Raw genomic sequence first — 24,050 nt, 5'->3', positions numbered from 1 at the left:
TGAGTAATAACATTTTACTTACTAAATTTGCTTCCAACTAGCGTCCTTCACATCTTCACTATTTGGCTTTCTAACTGATTGCACAAAACATTCCTCGCAAGCACCCAATGTAATGAAATTTTTCTGTGCTTGTCTTAACGAAACTTCATCCGCCCCGCCTTCAAAGTCAGGACCGTTAAACTGAACCTCATCATCTTCCCAATAACATATATTACAAATTTCATATGTTACCTGGTGGTTCTTCTATTGTTCTATACCCGCAGCACGGACAAGTGTATTTCATTCTGTCACTCCATTATTAACTTGTTTTTTCCGATATATTCCGGCCCACAAAGAATGTAACAGCGCAAATCATAGTTATTCCCATGAAAAAAATATTAGAATCTTCATATGTAGTTGGAATCCCAACTGTTACTGAAACAATACTACAAGCTAAAAGTAAATATAATAATAAAGATATAATATAGCTTAGTTTAAATCGTAAAATGATACCTCTAAACAATAATTCCCCAAGTAGACAGCCACCTAAAATGATAGGTACTCCGAAATATAATGTAAGGACTCCCATTTGCGCAGTAGATTGAATTATCTTTCCAATTATGTTTGGCGAAGTCATCTCATCATTTTTTCCTATCCTATCATATAAATCAAGTGCCGTTACTGAAATAAAGAAACTTAATATAGAAAATGAATACGGAATTAAAAACTTGCTCACTCTCATTCACCTCGCTTTTTTGTTTCACATATATTATTCATTATTTTCACATGAAAAAATAGCCCTCTATCCTAAAACATAGAGGGCAGAATTTTTATATAAAAACCTATACCTTATCCTGAAGTGCTCCCCATAAACAGAACATCTAAACTATCTGTGCCCTATATTCTTTAGGGGATAGGTGGTTATTAGAAAGTAGTGTCTTCTTTTTTATAATATTCTTTTGAAATCTCTTCATAAAATGCAGCTGATGTCGTGTAGAAATAAGGTACTAACCATAAGAAACCGATTCCTAAAGTAAGAATACTTAAAATGAACCAACCTAAGAAACTTAAGCATAGTAAAAAGTAATCCATTTTATGTCCATTCATCATACGACGGCTTTCAGTAATCGCTTGATTCGCTGTATATTCTGGATGATCATTCAAAATAAAATATGTCATAGAATAAGAAAATGATTTAATAATACCTGGAATAATAAGAAGTAATGTCCATAGAACCAAGTACACATTCATTAGTAAATATGTTGAAAACGATTTCATAAACTTACTTCCATCGTTAAACCATCTAAATATATGACCAATACGAGCATTAGTCCCGCGAATTACATTTAAAACAAAATAAGAAGCACCTACTGTTAACGGCCCGATAATAAACATTGCAATAATAGTTACTGTAAGCGACTCATTTGCTTCTTCCCAACCCCAAAATATCGAGAAAATACCTGTGGTTAGCATTTCAACAGCTCCAATAAGGATTCCGACTAATAAGGTTGCCCCTACCGCTAATCCCCATTTTCCTTTTAATGCATCAAGTGCTTCTCTTTTTAACTGACTTATCATATATAGCCTCCTAATACTTTTTCTATATTAGTATACCATTCACATCAAAAATTCCACAGATTTTCCTGAAATAGAAGCATACTACCTTTTTTTGATATGTATTGATATATGTGCGCTGTAGCTTTACTAATATATGAATTAAGTCACTCATTTTCCTATAATAAAAAAAGCCTGCCTTTCATAATAGGCAAGCTTTTTCAAGTTAATTCTCACTCATTCTCTTCTTATACCAATCCTGCATTCTCTCCGCATCTTCTACTCTCGTATGCTCTAATTTATAATCCGATGATGCGCTAGAGAATTTGTACGTACATAGATTTGCACGGCGCTGGAAATAGGATTGTGTCTTTTCCATTGATTGGACGTGCCTTCTTCTAACAAGCCCTGTATATTTGCCGACGCTGCGATATACAAGCGTAATTTGCTCTCCATTTACACTGTAGCCATTTGTTTTAAATGTTGCGTATCCAAGTGTAAAGATGAGGAACGCGAGCGGAATGAATGCCCACATGATGTAATACTTTTCAAAGTATATACTTATTCCAGTAAGCGGGATTGCTAGCATTGCGAAGAATATAAAACTATCAATTAAGTAACGACGTAATGCTGCTTTTGGTAATGAAATAATGTTTGTATTCAGTTCATATGGTAGTTGTAAATGTGCGAGTAACTGTTGTACGCGATCTTTTCGAATGATAGGATGCAGTGTAACTTTTTCTTTCTCGTCACCCAGTCCTTTACCTTGAATCACTTCTACTTGTACAGCACAATAACCGAATGGCTGACGCAAAATACTTTCTTTTATCGTAATACCTTGAATGCGGTGCAATTTTAGGACGAGTTCTTTTTTCTCAAGTAATCCTTGCGAAATGCGGACTTCATCATTTCTTCGATTCACTGTGAAATCTCCATGTTTTAGCGCATAACCGATTGTCGATATAATCCATGAAAGGACAATCAAAATAGCTATCATGAAAATCCAGCCATATATATCATGTTCCATTACATACGACTTGACGCCATTCTCTATCCATTTCGGAATGTACTCATCTACTTGGTGATACACGAAAAAGATTAATGAGAATAATAGTCCAAACTGACCAGATGTAACAGACGCTAGCAAAATTTCTTTCCAAGTTAATTTATATTCAGTCGCTTGTTTTTCTTCTGTTACGATTTCTTTTTCTACTACTTCTTCTGATGTTTCTTCTGCTTTCACTTCTGGAGTTGGATCATTTAGCATTGCAATAAGCTCTGTTGCTTCTTCTACTGTAATACCAGCTAAGCTTACTTCTGCATCGTCGCCTCCCCCTGCTGTTTCGATTTGAATCTTTTTTAAGCCAAGCATTTGATATAGCACGTTAGAACTTGTATTAATCGTTTGAACACGCTCTTTATTTAAGTAGCTCTCCTTCTTCACAAAGAGCCCTTGTTTTACGTGTAATACGTTATTTTCGACCCAATATGTTGTGTAATACCATTTTTCAAATGCTGAAAAAACGGTGAGTAAACCGAATGCAGCGGGGATTAAATACCAAAACGGGAATTTTCCATTTAAACTAAACATGAAAATAATGAGTGGTATAAAATCTGTTATTTTTAATTCTAATAACATCGTGATCGGATGCTGCCTCTTATACATCCTCATCACTCACTTTCGCTAATTGTGCGATTTTCGTTTTCAACATTTCTGCTTCATACATCGTTAAGCCTGGGATGCTGTGAGAAGTTGCCGCTGTTGAAATGTGTAATTCTGCTAATCCATATTTTCTCATAATTGGACCTTGTTCAATCGTCACGTGCTGTACACGAATCATCGGTACTAATACGCGCTTTACGACGAAAAGACCGTGCTGAATTTCAAGTTCTTCTTCATTTAATTGATAACTGTAATAACGTTGACGTAGTTTCGGGAATAAAAAGTACGAAAATGGTGCGAACACAACTGTTAGCCCAATCATTACATACAAAATCCACGCCCACCAATCAAACTTTATCATGAGGAAAAGGTAAGCTAAAATGACGAGAATACCGATTCCTTCTTCAATTACAGCACGAACTTTCCACACCTTGACCATGTCAGGGTTAATTTCATTTTTCAATGGATCCATGTAACCACTCCAAATCTAGTAATCTAATATACGAATACTCTCAATCTATATTTTACATAACTTTACATAAAATTGAAATTCAATCTTCTTTCTTCTCAGGAATAAAATATCCGAACCAAAGTAGCCAAATGAAGCCAATTAACTTCATCCAACTTCCATCTGCTTGAAAAGCTTCAATCATACCTGGAATTTTATAAATCCCAATAAATCCGAGAAAACCGAGCCACCAGTTTTTTTGCATTTTCACTTTTATTCCTCCTTCAAGACGTTTTTCACATTTCGAATCCAAATTTCTTTATACTTTAACTGGAACCCCATTAACATGTAATTACTCATATTATCGATTACGAGCGCTAACGTATGAGCATTTTCTTCCGTTGCCTGTTGTGACACAACGTCAAGTTCTACACCTTTCTTCAATAAATCGTGGAAACCATTTAAGAAATCTTCTTGTATTTCAAATAAGCGTTTCTGATACTTTTCATTTCGCGATGCAGTTACGATAAATTCATTTATAACGCGTAATATTCCTTCTTGCCCTTCATACTCAGAGAGCATATGTAAACCATCAGCAATTAACTTTTCTGCAAAGTTTTCTTTCTTATATTGTTCTTTATCGAAATAACTCACGAAATGATACCCAGAGAAAATTTCTTCAAATAAAAAATCGACTAACGCTTCTTTAGAAGAAAAATGATAATAAATAGCCGGTTTTGAAATACCTACCTCTTTCGCAATCATGGAAAGGCTCATCTTCTCAATGCCGTGCTCTGCCATGAGTTTAAATGATGCCTCTACAATGTTTTGCGATGTTTGTAAATTCTTTGTCATACTGTACCTCACTTATTTTTACTTACCGGTCGGTAAATAAATTGTAAAATAAAAAATCATCGTTTGCAAGTTTGATTCAAAACTGTATATTACTTTTCAATCTACATTATGGATCTAGGATCATATTCCTTAATAATGACTACAATAACCTTTAATCCAGTTAAACTACAAAAAGCACCTTTGTGAGTGCTTCTTGTAATTTAATATTTAGGCCCCATGTAATCATAACTTTGATCTAACGCTTTTAATAAATCAATCGCACCCTTTAACTCTCTTTTATCAGACTCTAATTCTTCCATCCTTCTTTCGATATCTTTTTTAAAAGATTCTAAATCGCTAATAGCCTTCTTCCCCACTCCAAGTTGCGACCAGCTTGATAAGAGTAAATTATGTACATTACTTACAACTCTTTTATTATGATTTAAGTCTTGAATCATATGGTCAAATTGTTGTAAAGCTTGGTTCAATGCTTCTTCATTTAAGTAAATTCTCGGCATCCTAATCTTCTCCCTTAATATTGTTGATCCGTCTTCTTATAATCATCGGCTTTCTTCTCAATAAAATCTGAAATTTCCGTTGCTGTTCGTATGTACCAAAAACTTAAATGCTCTACATGTGCACGTATATTATTTACTTTAGCTTCTACTCGTCTACTTTCAGCCGTTTCTAATAGTGTCATCATATTAGAAATTAACCTCGGTACTCTATCTTGAAATTCTTGTGCGTTTCGCTTCATATCTCTTACGGCTTGTTCTAAATTCTCTACCACTACACGAATTTCTCCCCCGCCTAATAACGCGCCTGGTGAATCATAAACTCTTTCATTCGTGTCTACATTTAACAAGTATTTATTGGATAAAGACCCATTCTCTCCAAACCGGAAGTTCTGATCTGTTTGATAATGATAACCAGGGCCACTTATCGAATTCAAAAATCGAGTAACATCCATCCCAAGCTTTTGCTGTAATGATAGCTTTGACATTTCTTCTTTCGAAATTGGTGGGGTTACCGCATAAGTAGAGCCTATATGACTTTCATATGCACCAAATGGTCCATAGCCAATTGAATCATTTCCGTGAACAACACTTACAATTCTATTATTAAACTCACCATTATTTGCTCTTTCTTGTAAATCAGGCGGTAACAAATGTTTTGCACTCGGCGCATTCCATGACATACATCTTACATTATCATTAGATGCCGCTGCATATTCCGCTAAAGCTCCCCCTAACGAATGACCCGTCGTATATATCTCCACATCATCCCTGTCCTTGTATGTATCCGTTACTTGTTTCATGACCCTTTCAGCTTGTTCGAATTGATTATGTGTTTCCCAGCGCTGATTCTCTTCATTCCAATATTTCTTTGAACCTTCATTCTCAGTCCCTGCTACAGGAGGTGCTGCTGGTTCATGAACACCTTCTCGTAATACAAAATGATTGGTATCCGTTTTTAAATCCTTCATGCCTTCCCCTGGCTTCATCGGAATGCCTAAAGAGTTTTTCTCTATAATTTTATCCCCTTCTGTTCCTCGGAAAGATACCATAACTTGCTTTTTCCCATCGACATCTCGTTCAAAGACTACTGCATCCATTCCGGTTTGTTTGTCGTGGAATGTTTCATTTACGCCCCACTCTTGCATTACATTATTGCTACTATCTTTAATATAAACTCTATCTTTAAGTTTCTTATCATTATAATATGCCATATTAGATAATTGATAATATGTACTATCTAAAACTTGATTATTTCCAGTCATCTTTTCTCCTCCTATAAAAAAAGTATTATAATAATTAAGATAACATTTTTTGGAGGGTAATTATGGCAAATAAAAACAAAAAAATTAGTTTTTATTTAGTTTTAATTCTTATTCTTACTATATTAGGAGGGTGTACTGTGAAACAAGAACAAGAAGAACAACAAATAATTGAAAAGGCCAAAGAAGAAACCATTCAATATTTCAAAAAAACAGAGGGCTTAGATGTATCAATTACTGATCATGAATTTGGACCAAAAGACTTTCAAACTATCTCTATATCAGGCTATGTGACTAATGATAAAACTAAAGAATTTACTGCTTCAGTTGAATACGCAAATAATTATCATATCGGCGCTATTTCAACCACCAAAAATTTAGAGCTTAAAAACTAATAATCCAGGCACTTTAGAGTGCCTTTTCTTTATACTTCACCACACAATGTTCAGTGAATATAAAATTTATTGAAGAGGAATATAACGCAACATTCATGGAGTGATTATTCGTGAAAAAATATGCTATAAGATTATTCTTTATCTTTACACTTATCCTTTTAGGAGGATGTACGATAGATCAAAAAAATACTGAACAACAAATAGTTGAAAAGGCAGAAGAAAGGACAATCCAATACTTCAAAGAAAAACAAGACTTAGATGTAGTAATCACTGATTATAGATTTGCTCCAAGTGATTTACAAGGTATCTTTATCTCCGGCTATATAAAAAATGATGAAAGCAAAACATTTAATATTACAATAGAATACGGTGGAGATGAGTATACAATAGGTTCTATCTCTACAAGTGAAAATTTACATTTAAAATAATAAAGAAAAGGTACTCTTTTAAAGTGCCTTTTCTTTATACCCCACCACACAATGTTCTGTGGATATAAAATTTAGTGAAGAGGAATATAACGCAACATTTATGGAGGGATTATTCATGAAAAAATACGGTATAAGATTATTCTTTATTTTTACACTTATCCTTTTAGGAGGATGCACTATAGATCAAAAGAATGAGGAACAACAAATCGTTAATCAAGCAACAGAAACAACCATTCAGTATTTTAAAGAAAAACATAATTTAGATGTAGTAATTACAGGGCATAGCTTTCCTCCAAATGATTTTCAAACTGTATTTATAGATGGTTATGTTAAGGATGATAAAAGTAAAGAATTCTCAGTAGATGTAGAATTTGGTGATGGGGAATATAGGGCCGGTTCTATATCTCGTTCTGAAAACTTTAAATTAAATTATTAATAATAAATCTAAAAAAATTTAATAATATTTAAGGTTAATATAATATATAGAGCTTGGTTACCAAGTCTATCAAAGACACTTTATGGTGTCTTTTTTACGTAAAATATTTTAGCATATGAATTTCTTTCTTAACAAAATAATTTGTATCTGTTTTTAAATCCTTCATACCTTCTCTAGCTTCATCAGAACGCCTAAAGAGTTTTTCTCTATAATTTTATCTCATTCTGTCCCCTAGAAAGCTATCATAACTTGCTTTTCCCCCATTCACATCTCTTACAAAGACGACTGCGCCTATTCGAATTTATCGTGGAATGCTTCTCCTACTTTTCATGTCTGTAAAATTTTTTTTGATCTATATAATCCTTTATCTCATAATTTTCACCTAAATTAGTCCTACACGCTCCCTTTGCCAAATCATAATAAATTTGATCTAAAACTGCACTTTCTTTCATTCTTTTACCCCATAATAAATAGTTTATTATTAGAAGAGGGTGATTTTTTTGAAAAAAAAGGTTTTTTTGTTAATAGTAATTATAATTATATTTTTTATTGGAGGGTTGATGTATATGAACAAACAAAAGAATGATGAAGAAATAGCATTAAAAGAAAAAGCAACAAAGATCGCAATCCAACATTTTAAAGCGGATAAAAAACTAGATGTTACAGTGACAAAAGTCGAATTCGGCCCTGCGGATTTTGGAGTAATTTTTGTATCGGGTCATGTAACTAATAATCCAAATCGTAAAATAACTGCAGATATAAATTATAAAGATAAATATAAGGTTGAAAGTATTAGTTATGATGACTGAAATTAATATGAAAATACAATATATTTTTGTTGGGCATTCATATTAATTCTAATTATTTCATGTGTATATAAAGGCTAGGATGACTATTCAATCAGCCTGACTTCTAACATTAAAAATTTAAAACTTAAAAACTAATAACCTTTTTACTTTAGAGTCCCGTTTCTTTATACCCATCCACACCATATTCTGTGGATATACATTTTAGTTAACAGGAATATAACGCACTATTAACGGAGTGATTATTCGTGAAAAAATATGCTATAAGATTATTCTTTATCTTTACACTTATCCTTTTAGGAGGATGTACGATAGATCAAAAAAATACTGAACAACAAATCGTTAATAAAGCAACAGAAGAAACCATTCAGTATTTCAAAGAAAAAGAGAATTTAGAAGTGACTATTACAAATCATAGATTTCCTTCTAATGATATCGAAACTATTTTTATAACGGGTCATATCAAAGATGATACAAATAAGAAATTTACTACTTCAATTGATTATAAAGATGATTATCACATCGGTTCCATTTCCACATCTGAAGGTTTTGATTTAAAACACTAAATCTAACGGTTTCACTTCAACATAACTATTTAAGTTTGTTTCTTTAATTCAGGAGTATTCCTTATAAGAAAGAAAACTAAAAAGCACCCGCTACCAGAAAAAGTGAGTGCTTTTTTCACTAAAAACATTCCTTCTATCACGATATTTTATATAATCAAGATGCCATCATTGGAGGATAAATATGGATATTAAAATAATAAAATAAGGAACAACAAATCGTTAATAAGGCTAAAGAAGAAACTCTTAAATACTTCAAGGAGGAGGAAAACGTAGATGTAACTATTACTAAACATAAATTCACTCCAAATGATCTTCAAACAATTTTTATATCTGGTTATGTAACGGATGACAAAAACAAAGAATTTAGTGTTGCAGTTGAATACGCTAATAACTATCATATCAGTACCATTTCAACCACCAAAAATTTCGAACTAAAATACGATTAGTTCACGATTTGTTTTATATTATTTCTTTATAAAAAATAATATAAAGAAATTTCAGGAGATACATATGGATCAATCAAAAAAGAAAAGGATTATAATTTTAATCATTGTAACAGTTATAATTTTTGCCATAGGCTGTACTGCATCCTTTATTCACGATAGAAATATAACAAAAGAAAGAGCTGCTGAAGCTGCTATACAACATATAAAAACAAAAGAAAATATAGATGTTATAGTAACTAAAGTCGATATTAAATCCGCTTTTCAAGGGGGGTTTATTGAGGTTAGAGGATATGCGGAAAATGATAAAAAAAGAAAGTTTTATGTCACAGTAAGCAAAAAACAAAATTATTCTATCATGGGTTGGAATTTAGATGATTCTCAATAAGAAACAAAATATTTTCATATTATTATCCGTAATAATTATGATGTTAATCATAGGTTATATAGCAAAGTTTATTCATGACCAAAATGCTGCAAAAGAAAAGGCTGCTGAAGTTGCAATAGAAACTATGAAAAAAGAAAAAAATAGATTTTGTGGTAACCGATGTAAAAATTCAACAATTAGAACTTGCGGGCTTTATTAGAGTTAGAGGGTATGATAAAAACAATAACCAAAAAAACTTTACGTTGTAATAAATAAATCCCAAAATTATGAAGTTGCATATTGGGGCGACGAATAAAGTAAAATTTTTATCAGTGGGGGTTTTGTTCGTCCCCACCTAACTTCTGTGCTCCAGACGAATTTGGGGCGAGATAAGATTATAATGAACGCCTAAATAAACCCATACCACCAAAAACACTCATAGATTGTATCTATAAGTGTTTTTTGCATCCCTTAAGTACAGTCGAGAAACATACAAACTATTAAAAAACGTAAGGACACCTAGTACATCAAATGTGTCCGCATCATAAAGCAAACTCCGAAAAGCAATAACAATTTATTTTGATGCAACTATTTATAAAATTATGTAATGATACAGAACTAGGTATTTCAATAGCTTCCCAAGTTTCTTTATGATTCCAAACTTATTCTTGATAAACGAACAAGAAATTCACCACTAACCGTATTACTTATATTTCCCTCTCCTTAAAAATAATTTATAGTATTAATTACAAGATAATTCCAGGAGGGATTGTATGAGGGAATTAAAAAAGAAAAACATCATAATTTTAATCATGATCACAATTATAACTTTAACTATAGGATGTACACTAAAAATTATGCATGATAGAAATATAGAAAAAGAAAAAGCTGCTACAGCTGCCATAGAACATATGAAGAAAAAAGAAAATATTGATGTTATAGTGACTAAAGTTGATATTAAACCTGCCGCTAGTGGTGGTATGATTCGAGTTTCTGGTCATGTAAAAGACCAGAAAAACAGAAATTTCTTTGTTTCAATTATTAAACGTTAAAATTATTCAGTTGTTGGATGGGAATTAGATCATCTAGAGTCATAATTACCTTATTACATGTCAACTACCTCCACTACTAATTTCAGCCTAAAACACTGAAAAGACAATCTGAATTATACCTTCTTCTTTTGATGCATTAATCATTAAAACAAAAAAGCATCCTAAATCACACATTTAGGATGCTTTCTTTTTAATTCCTATTCAGCAATCGCATACGATAACAATTCATCGTTACTTCCCCAAGTCTTTGCAGTAATTGATAGTTCGCATACGCGCCGACCGGGGCACCGATTATTGGTACGAGCTGAAGCATTTTTGCTAAATCGATATAGTCTCGGTACTCTGTTTGGAACTTTTCCCAGTCCATATGGTTTTCTTCTTCTGTATCCCACGTTTCGATGGCTTTCCATATTTCTTTTCGGTGGTCGTCACTTGAAAAGGCAAGTTGGAAAACGTGAAGGATAAAAAGGCGCTCTTCTTTGTCGCTCGTATCAAATCCGTACAATGTTGCTGCATCGAATAAAAATTTAATTTTAATGCCGAGTAAAAGCGGAAAGTCAGCAAGGCCAAGGAGAATACCGCCTGCTCCCGTCCCCGCTCCTTCTGCCGCTGCTATTTTTTTGTACTCATCCATTTTTTTACGTACTTCGTCGTCTCTTCTTTGCAATGACCAGTTCGTCTCTTTTAATTTCGGCTTTATAAAGTTTGATCCGGCACTAATCGTTTGCACCATCATCCGAATCGTTTCTGTTAATACTTTTTGCACTTTCGCCGGAATAAGCTGTTGTACTTTCGTCTGCACTTTCTTAGAGAACCGTGTCATCATAGAAGAATCTTTCATGAATGTAGCTTTCCACTGCTCCAATTCTTTTATAACCTTCTCTTCGTATGTAATCATAGGTTCATTCCCTTCAATTTAAACGCTCAATACGTTTCGCCCCGTATTGATAAACGAAACCGATACTAAATACTATGCTTACGACTAATAAAATGCCCGTCATCATGAAATCTTTCGTCGCAAGGGCGAATATAACTGTAAATATCACGCTACCGATAATAAGGATTGCATTTAATAAAGTAAGAAAATCTTTCTTCTTCTCTTCTCCCCCGACCGGATACAAATCAAGCCAAATCTTCATGCGGTGATGCTTCCATAAAGTTAAGAGCTGATAACCGATTAAGTATAGGAAGATAAGGCTTACGATAAATCGTCCATATAAAAACGGAATGAAGTAAAGAATAACTCCTCCAAGAGCGAGCAGGCGCACATACAAGCCGAAATAGTTACCAGATCGTAAAAACGTTCTCGTATATAAGTATAAATAGGTACGTTTTTCACCAATCATCGAAAGAATGAAATCGAGCCATTTTCTCCGTGCTACTCTTTCTTTTAATGCCGGTACATCAACGAACATATTCGCTATGTGATACAGCAGCATCATCTTCTTACCTTCTTCAGAAATTAAATACTCCCAGTTTAGCGGCTTTCCCTTCACCATTTGATGCAGTACTACAAGGTATAACATCATGAGAAGGACGATTCCGCCAATAAACATAACGGAAGTACGCTCTACAAGGAAGTACACAAATAAGCCGTTTAAAATAAAACGAATGAACCAATCTGCTCTTTGTATATTTTGATCTGTTAAAAATGACTTTTCCCACGCTACAAATAAGTTCCACGCTTTTACAATGACAAACGCGAGTACAATCCATATGTAAGCCGCTCCTGTTTGTTTCATTTGCTGGAAGTATAACGGGGCAAGCGCTGCCGCTACGATTGCGATTATGTATAACTGAATCATAAACGTAAAGAGAAATGCCTTTGTGAAGTAAGGTTTTAACTTTTCTTCAACTGGCAGCAAGTAAACGAGATCTGCTTCTTTTAATAACGTTTGAATAGATCCGGCCGTTAATACGAGACCAAGCAACACTGCCATAACGAGCGCCGCCGGAAATGAAGGTGTTAACGTTTGTAACCATTGCTGGTAATAGTACGCTCCTGCGCCGATAATGAATACGAAAATAAATTTTAAATGATCGTTAAATACGTATTTACTATATGTACGAACTTCTTTTAGAAAGTGACGAAATCGTTCTTTCCATAATGCTGTGCTATTCATAATCTTCTTCCTTTGTTAATGCAATATAAATATCATCTAACGTTGCACCCGGCATATTAAACTGTGATTGTAGTTCAGCTAATGTTCCCTTCGCTCTTACTTCACCTTGATGCAGAATAATGAACGAATCACAATAACGCTCTGCTGTCGCTAAAATATGTGTACTCATTAAAATGCCCGCGCCGCTCTTTTTCATTTGATCCATCATTTGAAGGAGTGATTGAATCGCTAACGGATCAAGCCCAACGAAAGGTTCGTCCACAATGTAAAGAGATGGCTCCACTAAAAACGCACTCATAATCATTACCTTTTGTTTCATCCCTTTTGAGAAATGAGACGGAAACCATTTTAAACGATTTTTCATACGAAATTCTTGTAATAGTTGTCCTACACGTTCTTCATATTGTTTTTCATCGACACCGTACGCCATCGCTGTTAGCTTCAAATGTTCTTCTAGCGTTAGCTCATCATATAATACTGGTGTTTCTGGGATGAACGAAAAACTAGAACGGTACGCTGTCATATCGTCACGAATTGTTTTCCCATTAATTGTGACAGTTCCTTTTTTCGGTTCCATTAAACCGATAATATGTTTAATCGTCGTACTTTTACCCGCTCCATTTAAACCGATTAAGCCGACAAGTTCACCTTTATTAACAGAGAACGAAACATCTTTTAGTACAGGTCGTTTCGTATATCCTCCTGTAACATTTTCTACACGCAATAACTCGCTCATACGACACCACTTTCTTCATTAGTATTCATTCTATATTCATCTTACCAAAAATGGCGCTGTACTACATAGTATCGATGTCTTAAAAAAATTTTAAATTTGTTAGCATATATTTTTACGAAAGCGGACATCATAATTAGTGAAGAAGGAACACATTGAAAAAGCGACCACCAATTGATGAGTACAACAACATAGTTAAGTCATCATGAAATGGGGTGTCCATGTTGGACAAAGAAATTTACACATAACCAGATCATTTGTTTCATTTTCGAAACGGGGTGTCTCCGAAAGAGCATATACTGTTTTAAAAAATAAACAATTTCCTTTTATAAAGATTGCAATTCATTTCACTTGAAAATGGGGTGTCTACGGCAGAAACTTTAGCCGATTTACCGTGCATTTCTTAAATAAATGAGGTGTCTGCGAAACGTAAATTACGATAATGCTTTTTCAATCCCTCTTCAGAAAACAGGAAGCTGAGTCAGCTTCCTGTTTTTCGTGTTTGTTCTCTTATATAATTATGGTAAAATACGGCTAAGGCTACTTGAAAGGATGAGATCAATGAATCATACAGCAGATAATTGTATTTTTTGTAAAATTATTGACGGGCAAATCCCTTGCTCAAAAGTATACGAAGATGAACATGTGCTTGCATTTTTAGATATTAGTCAAGTAACAAAAGGACATACCCTTGTTATTCCAAAAGTTCACAAACAAGACATTTTTGCATTAACGCCAGAAATCGCATCACACATTTTTTCTGTCGTTCCGAAAATCGCAAATGCGATTAAAGCAGAGTTTAACCCAGTTGGCTTTAACCTACTTAACAATAACGGTGAAAAAGCTGGACAAACTGTGTTCCACTTCCACCTTCATTTAATTCCACGCTACGGTGAAAACGATGGTTTCGGTGCTGTTTGGAAATCACATCAAAATGAATACACAATGGAAAATTTACAGAACATCGCAAGTACAATTGCAAATAGTGTGAAATAGTGACACTATAATAAGAAGTAATACATAACAAGCCACTTTCCTAACGTGATTAAATATTGCAAGGCTTGTTTCTTCACTCAAGATGCCAGGGAACGTGCACCGCACAATTTTCTTTCCCTTATCTTAAAGATATGCATATTTTTTCACATCATGAATACGAACAAAAAATAAGGAGGTTTCCTTTTATGTCAAAAGCTAAATCCTTTATTACAGGTGTCATTTGCGGCGGAGCAGTTGCTGGACTAGCCGTTCTTTTCTCTACTCCTTCTTCTGGCAAAGCTATGCGCGGTAAGTTAAAAGAAAAAGGAAATGATATTAAAAAGACTTTAGCTGATATTACAGCTGATACAAAATTATTAAAACGTCAAATCGTTGAAACTGCTTCAGAAGGTAAAGAAGTGTTTCAAGAATTAAAAGACGATATGCACGATACGATTTCTAACTGGAAGCAAGACATTTCTCAAAACAAACGCCATATTGAGAAAGAGATTTTGGACATTCAAAAATCAATTGAGAAACTACAAGAAGCTGTTCCGGAAAAGGCGTAAACAAATTCCTGCTTAGTTTTTTGCATATAACAAATATTTTTTATATAAATCGACCTTAACACGGCATATCACACAGATATGCCGTGTTTTTATGCATTTACAATATATGTTATCACTTAACATGTAAGGACAACACATGTATTCACGACTCATAAAACGCTTCCATAGTTATGCATGATTTGTATAGAATGTCATTTTTCCGAAAAATTTTCACAATTCTCACAAAAAGACTTTATTAATTTTTACTTTACTGGCATAATAGATAGTAATGAAAAAGAATGTTAAAGTGGGTGAGTAAATGAAAAGTGGAGAAAAAGATTACTCGGTAAAAGAAGCGATGATTTTCAGCCAACGCATTGCTCAATTATCGAAAGCGTTATGGAAATGTGTAGAGAAAGATTGGCAACAGTGGATTAAGCCTTACGATTTAAACATTAATGAGCATCATATTTTGTCAATCGCTTATCATTTAAAAGGGGCTTCTATTTCTGAGATTGCTAAGTTTGGAGTTATGCACGTATCAACGGCGTTTAACTTCTCGAAAAAGCTGGAAGAACGCGGCTATCTTGTATTCTCAAAAAAAGAAGATGATAAACGAAATACGTACATTGAGATTACAGACAAAGGGGAAGAATTACTACTTCGCTTAATGGAGGAGTATGATCCTGAAAATAACTCTGTATTTAATGGGGCTCTTGCACTTCGTAATTTCTATGGTAAGTTCCCAGAAAATATCGAACTTATCGCTATCTTGCGCAACATTTACGGACAAGACTTCATCGATATTTTTGAGAAATCATTAGAGAATATTGAGGAGAATTTTACGGAATCCGATCAGAAGTTAGTTAAGAAGTAATCTATTTATTGTTTCGCAATCATGCTTAAGAATTCATTCATAAGCGGCTTAAATAAACCTTGTTTTGCTAGCGCTTCCGCAGTTTCGTGTACTTCGAGCTGATGTGGAAGCGCTTTTTCAAATTGATCTAACAGCGCATCGAACAAAAGAAGCCCTTCTGCTTTCTCCACTACATATTGCTCGTTCAATATTTCACAAAGATTTAGTATACGTTCAATATCTTTTTTACGAGCTTTTTTCTTTATGATCAAAGAATAAAATGGACACTTTTCTTCATCAATCATTTTAAATAGTAGGTCTACGTAGTATTCAGCTTGTTCTAATCTTCTAACAACGTCCATTTTCTCCCTCTCTTTCTAACACAAAGTCTTCTATTTCTGAATTTTATAACACGAACAAAATATCGTATGATACAATATATAAAGTATATGTATTTTACCAAAAGGAGGTCTCGCCTCATGACACTTATAACAGTTGTTTTTGTCGCATTCGCACTTCTTGTTATATTTTACACGAATTTCATGACACATACACTGTGTGAACGAAAACAAATAGCTGCGAGCCGCCAACCCGGTGTCTTTCGGGTTATTAATGTATGTATAACAATTTTATTAATTTCTAGTTATATAGAAATTATATTTCATGGAAAGTGAGGAAGGAAGCCCCTTCCTCACTTTTTTCCTCTATAAGCAAATTATACCTACTATAACCAATAAAATAAACAGTACAAGTAATAAAATAAGTTGAGAATTCATCCCCATCCCCTCCTCTTTTCTGTATATGCGGCATGCGCCCAATATGGAACACCTTCAAAATCTGACACGCACTGGTTAAATTTTCTTTATCAATATGAAATCGAGTCGAAATATGATATATTAAATTTTGTACATATTGCTTATACTATGAAATAAATGACACGCATCTTAACTTTATCCTCAGCCTCGGTAAGCCCTGTTAAGCGCGCTTTACCAATATACAAAGCAAAAGTATCAGTGAGACTTAATCGGGCTCTTATGAACTAAAATTCATTGGTGTAGGATAAATTAAAAATACATAATAGTAGGAGTGTTTATCGAATGAAGAAAGCTATGCTTGCCTTAGCCGCAACAAGTGTAATCGCATTATCAGCATGTGGAACAGGATCATCATCAGACAAAATCGTTACATCTAAAGCTGGTGACATTACAAAAGACGAGTTCTACAATCAAATGAAGACACAAGCTGGTAAACAAGTACTAAACAACATGGTTATGGAAAAAGTACTTATTAAAAACTACAAAGTTGAAGACAAAGAAGTAGACAAAAAGTTCGATGAAATGAAAAAACAATACGGTGATCAATTCGATACACTATTAAAACAACAAGGTATTAAAGAAGAAACTTTAAAAACTGGTGTGCGTGCTCAATTAGCTCAAGAAAAAGCTATCGAGAAAACAATCACTGATAAAGAATTAAAAGATAACTACAAGCCTGAAGTTAAAGCAAGCCACATTCTTGTAAAAGATGAAGCGACTGCGAAAAAGGTTAAAGAGGAACTTGGACAAGGTAAATCTTTCGAAGAGTTAGCGAAACAATACTCTGAAGATACTGGTTCAAAAGAAAAAGGTGGCGACTTAGGATTCTTCGAACATGGTAAAATGGTTAAAGAATTCGAAGATGCTGCTTATAAACTGAAAAAAGATGAAGTAAGCGAACCTGTAAAAACACAATTCGGTTACCACATCATTAAAGTTACAGACATTAAAGAGCCAGAAAAATCATTCGAGCAATCAAAAGCTGACCTGAAAAAAGAGTTAGTTGCGAAGAAAGCACAAGACGCTGAATTCATGAACGATCTTATGATGAAAGAAATCAAAAAAGCTGACGTAAAAGTTGAAGATAAAGATTTAAAAGATCTTTTCAAAGAGCAAAAAGCTGACGCTAAGAAAGACGAAAAGAAATAATGAAAAGCTCGGGATTAGCCCGAGCTTTTTTATGTATCCTCTTCATTAACGAAAGTTGATTTTGTCATTCATTTAACTAAAACCATCTTTTATGCATTTCACTTAAAAACGTTTCTTTTATTTTAAATCCAGAACTTTCTCCGATAATAGAATCAATCCCGCAATGCGGACAAACTGCTGTGTTATCATCATCCCACCACTCTGTAATTTTTTCTGGATGGAAAATTTCTAAACAATAGAAACAACCACATATAACATCCTTTTCTAAGTGCTTTCTATTACAAGAACAAAAACGATGTGCTTCCTCAAAATATTTTTCCATCAGTATCCCCCTATTCCCGATTTTCTCCTTTGGTTTACTTACATTCTTCTCAATAAAATTACAATTCTCCCTTAAAGAAAAACACAAAAAAACCTCGATTCACGCCACACGGAACCAAGGTTTATCTTATTATCATTGATTAAATTAAGAAACTATGTTAAATTAGTACAGAAACACGTTTTCAAAAATACACAGAACGTATTTATCCGTATATTAATTGTACACCAAAACACATCTTCAGTCAACCTCTATTTTTCACTTTTAAAGGAGTGCTTACGTATGAACAAAAAACTTGATTTAGAGCAAAAACGATTGGATACCGTAATAGAAACGATTACGGAGCAAATTGATAAACTGGAAAACGAAACTGGCAGACGTCGGGCAGAAGTAATCAATATTCGTAAACACTTTTGGGATGACGTGAAAGTGAATACTGATACTTTCGATGATTATCTTGAAACAGTTATCAACTTGAGACAACAAGCTCAGTCACTAGCTGTCACACAAATTACCCATAAGCACACCTTTAATCGACTTGCCGCATTAAGACGTATGCATAAAGCACCTTATTTCGGACGAATTGATTTTAAAGAAGAAGGAGAATCTGCTGCGGAGAAAATTTATATCGGCGTAGCTACACTTACTGATGCAAGCGGAGAAAACTTTCTTATATATGACTGGCGCGCACCTATTTCGAGTGTGTACTACGATTATCCACCAGGACCGGCTGAATACAGTACACCAGGCGGCGTAATCCACGGTAATGTGGAGAAAAAATTACAATACATTATTCAAAATGGCGAGATTGATTCTATGTTCGATACGAGCCTTACAATTGGTGATGAAATCTTGCAACAAGCGCTTGGAAAAGGTACGAATAAACATATGCAAAGCATCGTCGCTACGATTCAGCGCGAGCAAAATGAAATTATTCGTCACGATGAAGGCCGACTCCTTATCGTGCAAGGAGCTGCTGGTAGCGGTAAAACGTCAGCTGCCCTGCAACGAATCGCTTACTTATTATATAAATATCGCGAATGGTTAAAAGCTGATCAAATTATTCTCTTCTCCCCTAACTCTATGTTCAACAGCTACGTATCTAACGTACTACCTGAACTCGGTGAAGAAAATATGCAGCAAGTGACATTCCAAGAATATTTAAACCATAGACTCAGTAAGTCATTTGATGTTGAAGACCCTTATGAACAATTAGAATATATGTTAACTGAAACGAATAGCCCTACCTATAAAACGAGAAATGCGAGCATTCGATTTAAAGCATCTACTCAATTTTTCGAGATGATTAGAGCGTACAGACAATCTCTTGAATCTTCAGGCATGCTATTTAGAGGAATGAAATTTAGAGGAAAGTTAATTGCTTCTGCTAAAGAAATTGCAGAGCAGTTTTACAATACTGACTCCTCCCTCCGCTTCCATAATCGAATTGAAAAGTTAACGGATTGGCTAAATAAACAAATAGATGCAATTGAAAAAACAGAACTGAAAAAGCCTTGGGTAGAAGAGGAAATTGAATTACTTAGTAAAGATGAATACCAAAAGGCTTATAAATATTTACAGAAAAAAGGCGAGTTTGACGACAACTCCTTTAATGATTTTGAGAAAGAAACGAAAGTACTTGGACGTATGATTGTCCGTAAAAAATTGAAGCCGCTTCGTAAAGGTGTTCAAACATTGCGCTTCATCAACTTCACAGGCATATATAAACAACTCTTCACAGATGCATCATGGGTTGCTGGGGAAAAACCGAAAGAGTGGGATGATATTTGCTCATTAACAGTAAACATGCTTGATGAAGGAAAGCTATATTACGAGGATGCGACTCCATTTTTACTGTTAAAAGAATTAATTGAAGGCTTCCAAACGAATAGATCGATTAAACATGTACTCGTAGACGAAGCACAAGATTATTCACCGTTTCAATTTGAGTTTTTAAAACGTCTCTTCCCTGCTGCAAGAATGACTGTACTCGGAGACTTTAACCAAGCGATATTTGCCCATGCGAGTGAAGCAGTGAATTTCAATACACTTACTAGCTTATACGGACCAGATGAAACGAACGGTATCAACTTAACTCGTAGCTATCGCTCAACAAAACCAATTATTGAATTTACACGTACTCTCGTACCGGAAGGAGAGAACATTCACGCCTTTGAACGTGACGGTGAGAAACCTACAGTGACGAAAGTATCGAATGACAGCGAACTGCACGAGCATATTACTGCCAAAGTTGCTGAACTACAAAAAGAGCAGCACAATACGATCGCAATTATATGTAAATCTGCAGCTGAAAGCGCCGCTGCCTACGAAGCACTTCGTCATATCGACAATATTAAACTTGTGAAAAGTAACTCAGCCGAGTATGAGCAAGGCATTGTCGTGATCCCTGCTTACTTAGCGAAAGGTATCGAATTTGATGCTGTTATTATTTACAATGCTTCTAAAGATGTATACAGCGACGAGAGCGTTCGTAGATTGTTCTATACTGCTTGCACGCGTGCAATGCATGAATTGCAACTTTATAGTGTTGGCGAGGTTAGTCCTTTTATACTTGGGGCTAATTCGGAGAGTTTTGAGCTTATAACGAAAACACCTTGATGATTCAAGGTGTTTCTTTTTTTATGCAGGATTTACACCTTAAAAATAGAATATATCAGTTTAGAAAAAGCTAAGGAGTGACAAGATGAACCATTATTTTATTGCTATTTATGACGGCGTGTTTCCTACCGAAAAATTACATAACATTTTACAATCTAATCCTACTTTTACTGACCTAAACATCCGCCCTCTCTCAATCTCATCACCAAGACCTATCACATTATTAGTTGGCGCAGAACACGATGCACTCACAACTGGTCTTACAGATACATACCATTTATTAACGAAAGAGTTACAAAAACTAGAAGAACAAGAAAAGTACTATTACGTATACGATTATAAAATTAGAAAGACTATCGAGAACCCTAGCGAAAAATGTCTTCCACTAGCCACAATCCATATAAGTATTACGCAATTCCATAAAATGATTCAAAAAGTAAAAGACTTAAAACGCCCTGTATTTGCAGGTTATCACATCATTTCTCATGACGCAGACATACTTACACTTGATGTACTTCTATCTTCACCTTTATTAGATCCTAACACTTCCGAAAAAAATGCGGAAGAATACTCCTATTTACAACAACTAGCTGAATCAATCTCTCGTTCTGAATTATGTATTTCTATTAAAGAGAGTGCACTTATTTAAACACGAAAAGAGGGTTATTTATCATAACCCTCTTCTACTATCTATTTACATTTGTACTTGATCATAATAATGAATACTTTTATAGACAACTTATATAAATATTAAGGTGTTTTTCTCATTCTAAATGAAATATCCTTACGCCGATATACACTCAGCACGATCCCCATTATAAGCGCATGAAATACAGTCGGCGTTAATCCGTAACTAATAAAAGGTAAGGATATAGCAGCAATCGGCAATAATCCTAGTATCATTCCAACATTATAAATGAACTGGAATACAAAAAGAGTCACTCCACCAACAAGCAGCAATTTACCATACCGATCATTTATTTTATAAGAGATGACTATTAATCTTACTACAAAAAGCGAAAGAACGAAGACAAGAATGAGCGCAAGCCAATACCCATAATAGTAAGTCAAACTTGCAAATACAAAATCAGTATCCGGAGCAGGGATGAATTTTATATCTCCATATGTACCAAACCAACCTGCTGACGACACCGCCTCTTTTAAACGTATATACATAAACCCTGCGCCACGTGCATCACGCTCTGGATTTATATATGCTAAAAAGGTAGGCCAGTAGTAATTTTTCACTGAATGTAAGGAAAAGGACATCCTAATAACAAATAAGCAAATGGGCACAGCTGTAATAATCACTGCCGTTTTCTTTCCTAATTTACTCCACCAAAGCATAACGAAGACCATCGTGATATAAATAAACATCGTTGAAAAAGCGGCTCCAATTAAGAATAAATACAGAGAAAATAAATATAGGGCGACAAGATACCTAACTTTCAACCTACTATTATTGAAAAAAGAAGCCCAAGCTAGAAAAAAGAACGGCACTGCCATTAAACGACTAATTGCAACGGGACCAATTTTTATTAACGGTTCTCCAGCCACCAAAACGTTCGGAAAATAATTTAATATTAACAAGATAAGTGCCCCAATTGTATAAAACAGCCACCCGAATCTTTCTAACTTCCGATAATCAGTCAGCATCATAACTACAACTGTTGCAATACCGAGAATAACAGATATCACTTTATTCATTAGTAAATCATTCATATATCCAAAAGCTATAACCGGTAAAAACCCTAACCCCATAGCAGTCACTAATAAAATAAGTAAAAACCAATCCACCTTTGGCTTATGCAGTTTGTTAAGTTCTCGCCCTAATTTACTCGGACTTCCCATTTGTTCCACAGCTTTATTTTCAGCAACTTCCTCACTTAATCCTTTTTCTATCCATGTGTTCTTTGCCTGTTTTAAGTGAAACTCTAGTTCAGTTGCTACAAAATCTTTCGCTTCTTTTGATTTAATATGATTCGTAACTTCGCTTACAAAACGCTCCCCTTTTTTATTCAATTTCGCCTCACTCCTGTACTAAGCCTTTTAGTATAAATTGTACCTTCGTAGCATTTTTTTCTGCCTTTCGCAGCATCTTTCTTCCTTTATCATTTAATTGATAATATTTCGCTCCTGCATGATCCCAGCTAGATTGAATAAAACGGTTCTGCTCTAGGCGATGTAATACGGTATATAAAAACCCTTCATTTCCTTCGAATTTCCGAATCCCTCTCCCTCGTAGTAGCTGTGACAATTCGTACCCTGTTTTTTCATTACTGAGGAGTTGTAAGATAGCTAAAGAGATATCCTCTTCTTTTTCGTTTAAAGCATTGATTTTTTCGCGCACCTGCTTTCGATGTTGATTAGAAAAACTCAAATGTTTAAACGTTGTATTCTCCATTGATTTTCGCAGGCCTTTTAATCGATCTTCCATTTGATTATTCCTCCAATCCTTTCTTCAAAAGCTCCTTCGCTTTTTTCAGTCTCGTTTTTATCGTGTTTTCTTTCACGTCTATTACAATAGCAATCTCTTTAATTGATAATTCTTCATAATAAAATAGATAAATAACTTCTCGATATTTTATCGGTAAATTCATTACTGCAGAAGCGAGCTCACGGTCCTCCGCATTTTGAATGACAATTTGTTCGACACTATCATTTTGAACCCCAATGTAAGCAGATTCATCCTCTGCCACGATCACCTTTTTGTTATACCAACTCTTTATATAGTCCTTACATTGATTAATCGCAATTCTCCATAACCACGTTTTCACATTCGACTTCCCTTTGTATGTATGAAGAGATTTATAACATTTCACAAATATATCTTGCGTTACATCCTCAGCAACCTCTTTATTATTTACATATGAATACACAAGTTGTAAGACTTCTTGTCCATACTTGTTCATGATTTCATCGATAAGGAGTTCCTTATCTTCTATTTCAAACGCTTCTACCGTTAATTCATCCACATCATTTCCTCCTTCCCATATATTAGACGACGTACTGTATGGAAAAGTTTTATAAATTTATAAAAAAAATCCGTTTGGCAATAATGTTTTTTATAAATCACTTCCTCAGCAACTTACATATAATAAACCGAATAGTCGTTACAATACATTCACATAAAGAGCGCCTCTCTCCCAAGGCGCTTTTTAAGTT

General features: G+C 34.4%; 32 protein-coding genes and 3 pseudogenes. 16 read left to right on the top strand and 19 right to left on the bottom strand.

Features of this window, described 5'->3' with window-relative positions; genetic code table 11:
• Positions 1–21: 21 nt before the first annotated feature.
• From ACU8YW_RS05555 to ACU8YW_RS05515, 9 genes and pseudogenes are all read right to left on the bottom strand, one after another.
• Positions 22–283: pseudogene (locus ACU8YW_RS05555) on the bottom strand (CPCC family cysteine-rich protein).
• Positions 280–721 (bottom strand): annotated as a pseudogene (locus ACU8YW_RS05550) (hypothetical protein). The pseudogenes ACU8YW_RS05555 and ACU8YW_RS05550 overlap by 4 nt, the downstream one beginning before the upstream one ends.
• Before the next feature lie 182 nt (positions 722–903).
• Positions 904–1,557, bottom strand: coding sequence for a DUF975 family protein (locus ACU8YW_RS05545; RefSeq protein WP_262801132.1), 654 nt, complete (start codon positions 1,555–1,557; stop codon positions 904–906).
• A gap of 202 nt (positions 1,558–1,759) precedes the next feature.
• Complete coding sequence (locus ACU8YW_RS05540) at positions 1,760–3,199, bottom strand: PH domain-containing protein (protein WP_097907537.1); 1,440 nt, start codon at positions 3,197–3,199, stop codon at positions 1,760–1,762.
• Positions 3,192–3,668 (bottom strand): PH domain-containing protein, encoded by a 477-nt coding sequence (locus tag ACU8YW_RS05535; RefSeq protein WP_088610598.1) that lies wholly within the window; start codon positions 3,666–3,668, stop codon positions 3,192–3,194. Before ACU8YW_RS05535 ends, ACU8YW_RS05540 begins: the two co-directional genes overlap by 8 nt.
• 79 nt (positions 3,669–3,747) lie before the next feature.
• Positions 3,748–3,915 (bottom strand): hypothetical protein, encoded by a 168-nt coding sequence (locus ACU8YW_RS05530; RefSeq protein ID WP_000783808.1) that lies wholly within the window; start codon positions 3,913–3,915, stop codon positions 3,748–3,750.
• 2 nt (positions 3,916–3,917) lie between these two features.
• Entirely contained in the window at positions 3,918–4,499 is a 582-nt protein-coding gene (locus ACU8YW_RS05525) for a TetR/AcrR family transcriptional regulator (RefSeq protein ID WP_088610599.1), read from the bottom strand.
• A gap of 200 nt (positions 4,500–4,699) precedes the next feature.
• On the bottom strand, positions 4,700–4,996 hold the full coding sequence (locus tag ACU8YW_RS05520; protein WP_001137435.1) for a hypothetical protein: 297 nt from the start codon (positions 4,994–4,996) through the stop codon (positions 4,700–4,702).
• 14 nt (positions 4,997–5,010) lie between these two features.
• The gene (locus tag ACU8YW_RS05515) at positions 5,011–6,258 is read right to left on the bottom strand and encodes a lipase family protein (protein ID WP_088610600.1); all 1,248 of its coding nucleotides are present in this window, start codon (positions 6,256–6,258) and stop codon (positions 5,011–5,013) included.
• A 62-nt stretch (positions 6,259–6,320) separates the two neighbouring features.
• On the opposite strand from ACU8YW_RS05515, the gene ACU8YW_RS05510 reads away from it, so the two are divergent.
• The 3 genes from ACU8YW_RS05510 (at position 6,321) to ACU8YW_RS05500 (ending at position 7,514) form a co-directional block, all read left to right on the top strand.
• Positions 6,321–6,650, top strand: coding sequence for a DUF1433 domain-containing protein (locus ACU8YW_RS05510; protein ID WP_097907656.1), 330 nt, complete (start codon positions 6,321–6,323; stop codon positions 6,648–6,650).
• A gap of 110 nt (positions 6,651–6,760) precedes the next feature.
• Entirely contained in the window at positions 6,761–7,078 is a 318-nt protein-coding gene (locus tag ACU8YW_RS05505) for a hypothetical protein (protein WP_023521365.1), read from the top strand.
• A 115-nt stretch (positions 7,079–7,193) separates the two neighbouring features.
• On the top strand, positions 7,194–7,514 hold the full coding sequence (locus ACU8YW_RS05500) for a hypothetical protein (RefSeq protein WP_426933934.1): 321 nt from the start codon (positions 7,194–7,196) through the stop codon (positions 7,512–7,514).
• A 320-nt stretch (positions 7,515–7,834) separates the two neighbouring features.
• Here the strand turns inward: ACU8YW_RS05500 and ACU8YW_RS05495 are convergent, their stop codons facing one another.
• Complete coding sequence (locus ACU8YW_RS05495) at positions 7,835–7,966, bottom strand: hypothetical protein (RefSeq protein WP_255288375.1); 132 nt, start codon at positions 7,964–7,966, stop codon at positions 7,835–7,837.
• Between the two features lie 114 nt (positions 7,967–8,080).
• Here ACU8YW_RS05495 and ACU8YW_RS05490 point away from each other — a divergent pair, with 114 nt between their 5' ends.
• From ACU8YW_RS05490 to ACU8YW_RS05465, 6 genes and pseudogenes are all read left to right on the top strand, one after another.
• Positions 8,081–8,323, top strand: a complete 243-nt coding sequence (locus ACU8YW_RS05490; RefSeq protein WP_142293619.1) for a hypothetical protein — start codon at positions 8,081–8,083, stop codon at positions 8,321–8,323.
• Between the two features lie 245 nt (positions 8,324–8,568).
• Entirely contained in the window at positions 8,569–8,886 is a 318-nt protein-coding gene (locus ACU8YW_RS05485) for a DUF1433 domain-containing protein (protein WP_097907655.1), read from the top strand.
• 200 nt (positions 8,887–9,086) lie between these two features.
• A pseudogene (locus tag ACU8YW_RS05480) lies at positions 9,087–9,332 on the top strand (DUF1433 domain-containing protein); the annotation flags it as partial.
• A 64-nt stretch (positions 9,333–9,396) separates the two neighbouring features.
• Positions 9,397–9,717 (top strand): hypothetical protein, encoded by a 321-nt coding sequence (locus ACU8YW_RS05475; RefSeq protein WP_097906855.1) that lies wholly within the window; start codon positions 9,397–9,399, stop codon positions 9,715–9,717.
• On the top strand, positions 9,704–9,916 hold the full coding sequence (locus tag ACU8YW_RS05470) for a hypothetical protein (RefSeq protein ID WP_223270639.1): 213 nt from the start codon (positions 9,704–9,706) through the stop codon (positions 9,914–9,916). The genes ACU8YW_RS05475 and ACU8YW_RS05470 overlap by 14 nt, the downstream gene beginning before the upstream one ends.
• A gap of 553 nt (positions 9,917–10,469) precedes the next feature.
• Positions 10,470–10,748 (top strand): hypothetical protein, encoded by a 279-nt coding sequence (locus ACU8YW_RS05465; RefSeq protein WP_088062331.1) that lies wholly within the window; start codon positions 10,470–10,472, stop codon positions 10,746–10,748.
• Between the two features lie 190 nt (positions 10,749–10,938).
• Here ACU8YW_RS05465 and ecsC read toward each other — a convergent pair whose 3' ends face one another.
• From ecsC to ecsA, 3 genes are read right to left on the bottom strand one after another with little or no spacing between them, the layout of a single operon-like run.
• A complete protein-coding gene (ecsC, locus tag ACU8YW_RS05460) occupies positions 10,939–11,646 on the bottom strand; it encodes an ecs operon protein EcsC (RefSeq protein ID WP_000634127.1) in 708 nt (235 codons plus the stop codon).
• A gap of 13 nt (positions 11,647–11,659) precedes the next feature.
• A complete protein-coding gene (gene ecsB, locus ACU8YW_RS05455; RefSeq protein WP_426933935.1) occupies positions 11,660–12,871 on the bottom strand; it encodes an ABC transporter permease EcsB in 1,212 nt (403 codons plus the stop codon).
• On the bottom strand, positions 12,864–13,607 hold the full coding sequence (gene ecsA, locus ACU8YW_RS05450; RefSeq protein WP_053565078.1) for an ABC transporter ATP-binding protein EcsA: 744 nt from the start codon (positions 13,605–13,607) through the stop codon (positions 12,864–12,866). Before ecsA ends, ecsB begins: the two co-directional genes overlap by 8 nt.
• Before the next feature lie 558 nt (positions 13,608–14,165).
• On the opposite strand from ecsA, the gene ACU8YW_RS05445 reads away from it, so the two are divergent.
• From ACU8YW_RS05445 to ACU8YW_RS05435, 3 genes are all read left to right on the top strand, one after another.
• Positions 14,166–14,600: an HIT family protein gene (locus ACU8YW_RS05445; RefSeq protein WP_001016840.1), complete on the top strand. Its 435-nt coding sequence runs from the start codon at positions 14,166–14,168 to the stop codon at positions 14,598–14,600.
• Between the two features lie 185 nt (positions 14,601–14,785).
• Positions 14,786–15,148 carry a YtxH domain-containing protein gene (locus ACU8YW_RS05440; protein ID WP_087985644.1) on the top strand — a complete coding sequence of 121 codons (363 nt, stop codon included), beginning with the start codon at positions 14,786–14,788 and terminating at the stop codon, positions 15,146–15,148.
• Between the two features lie 298 nt (positions 15,149–15,446).
• Positions 15,447–16,004 (top strand): HTH-type transcriptional regulator Hpr, encoded by a 558-nt coding sequence (locus tag ACU8YW_RS05435; RefSeq protein ID WP_000834920.1) that lies wholly within the window; start codon positions 15,447–15,449, stop codon positions 16,002–16,004.
• Between the two features lie 5 nt (positions 16,005–16,009).
• Here the strand turns inward: ACU8YW_RS05435 and ACU8YW_RS05430 are convergent, their stop codons facing one another.
• Entirely contained in the window at positions 16,010–16,345 is a 336-nt protein-coding gene (locus tag ACU8YW_RS05430; protein WP_000383652.1) for a DUF1878 family protein, read from the bottom strand.
• 117 nt (positions 16,346–16,462) lie between these two features.
• Here ACU8YW_RS05430 and ACU8YW_RS05425 point away from each other — a divergent pair, with 117 nt between their 5' ends.
• Positions 16,463–16,657 (top strand): hypothetical protein, encoded by a 195-nt coding sequence (locus ACU8YW_RS05425; RefSeq protein ID WP_000172690.1) that lies wholly within the window; start codon positions 16,463–16,465, stop codon positions 16,655–16,657.
• 30 nt (positions 16,658–16,687) lie between these two features.
• Here the strand turns inward: ACU8YW_RS05425 and ACU8YW_RS05420 are convergent, their stop codons facing one another.
• Positions 16,688–16,801, bottom strand: coding sequence for a hypothetical protein (locus ACU8YW_RS05420; RefSeq protein WP_002007073.1), 114 nt, complete (start codon positions 16,799–16,801; stop codon positions 16,688–16,690).
• A gap of 279 nt (positions 16,802–17,080) precedes the next feature.
• Here ACU8YW_RS05420 and prsA point away from each other — a divergent pair, with 279 nt between their 5' ends.
• Complete coding sequence (gene prsA / locus ACU8YW_RS05415; RefSeq protein WP_088062326.1) at positions 17,081–17,947, top strand: peptidylprolyl isomerase PrsA; 867 nt, start codon at positions 17,081–17,083, stop codon at positions 17,945–17,947.
• A 76-nt stretch (positions 17,948–18,023) separates the two neighbouring features.
• On the opposite strand, the gene ACU8YW_RS05410 is transcribed toward prsA, so the two are convergent.
• On the bottom strand, positions 18,024–18,269 hold the full coding sequence (locus ACU8YW_RS05410; RefSeq protein WP_087985646.1) for a cytoplasmic protein: 246 nt from the start codon (positions 18,267–18,269) through the stop codon (positions 18,024–18,026).
• A 279-nt stretch (positions 18,270–18,548) separates the two neighbouring features.
• Here ACU8YW_RS05410 and helD point away from each other — a divergent pair, with 279 nt between their 5' ends.
• Positions 18,549–20,885, top strand: a complete 2,337-nt coding sequence (gene helD, locus ACU8YW_RS05405) for an RNA polymerase recycling motor HelD (protein WP_426933936.1) — start codon at positions 18,549–18,551, stop codon at positions 20,883–20,885.
• Positions 20,886–20,970: 85 nt separating this feature from the next.
• On the top strand, positions 20,971–21,534 hold the full coding sequence (locus tag ACU8YW_RS05400; protein WP_097906859.1) for a hypothetical protein: 564 nt from the start codon (positions 20,971–20,973) through the stop codon (positions 21,532–21,534).
• Between the two features lie 101 nt (positions 21,535–21,635).
• Here the strand turns inward: ACU8YW_RS05400 and ACU8YW_RS05395 are convergent, their stop codons facing one another.
• Genes ACU8YW_RS05395 through ACU8YW_RS05385 form a run of 3 tightly spaced genes read right to left on the bottom strand, consistent with a single transcriptional unit; the run spans position 21,636 to position 23,860 of the window.
• Positions 21,636–22,907 carry an FtsW/RodA/SpoVE family cell cycle protein gene (locus ACU8YW_RS05395; protein WP_426933937.1) on the bottom strand — a complete coding sequence of 424 codons (1,272 nt, stop codon included), beginning with the start codon at positions 22,905–22,907 and terminating at the stop codon, positions 21,636–21,638.
• 7 nt (positions 22,908–22,914) lie between these two features.
• Positions 22,915–23,322 (bottom strand): PadR family transcriptional regulator, encoded by a 408-nt coding sequence (locus ACU8YW_RS05390; RefSeq protein ID WP_097906861.1) that lies wholly within the window; start codon positions 23,320–23,322, stop codon positions 22,915–22,917.
• A 4-nt stretch (positions 23,323–23,326) separates the two neighbouring features.
• The gene (locus ACU8YW_RS05385) at positions 23,327–23,860 is read right to left on the bottom strand and encodes a sigma-70 family RNA polymerase sigma factor (protein WP_060489197.1); all 534 of its coding nucleotides are present in this window, start codon (positions 23,858–23,860) and stop codon (positions 23,327–23,329) included.
• Between the last annotated feature and the right edge of the window lie 190 nt (positions 23,861–24,050).

The sequence above is a fragment of the Bacillus pretiosus genome (assembly GCF_052947655.1).
Note: the sequence above shows the minus strand (reverse complement) of the source record. Positions and strands in the feature narration are given on the sequence as shown.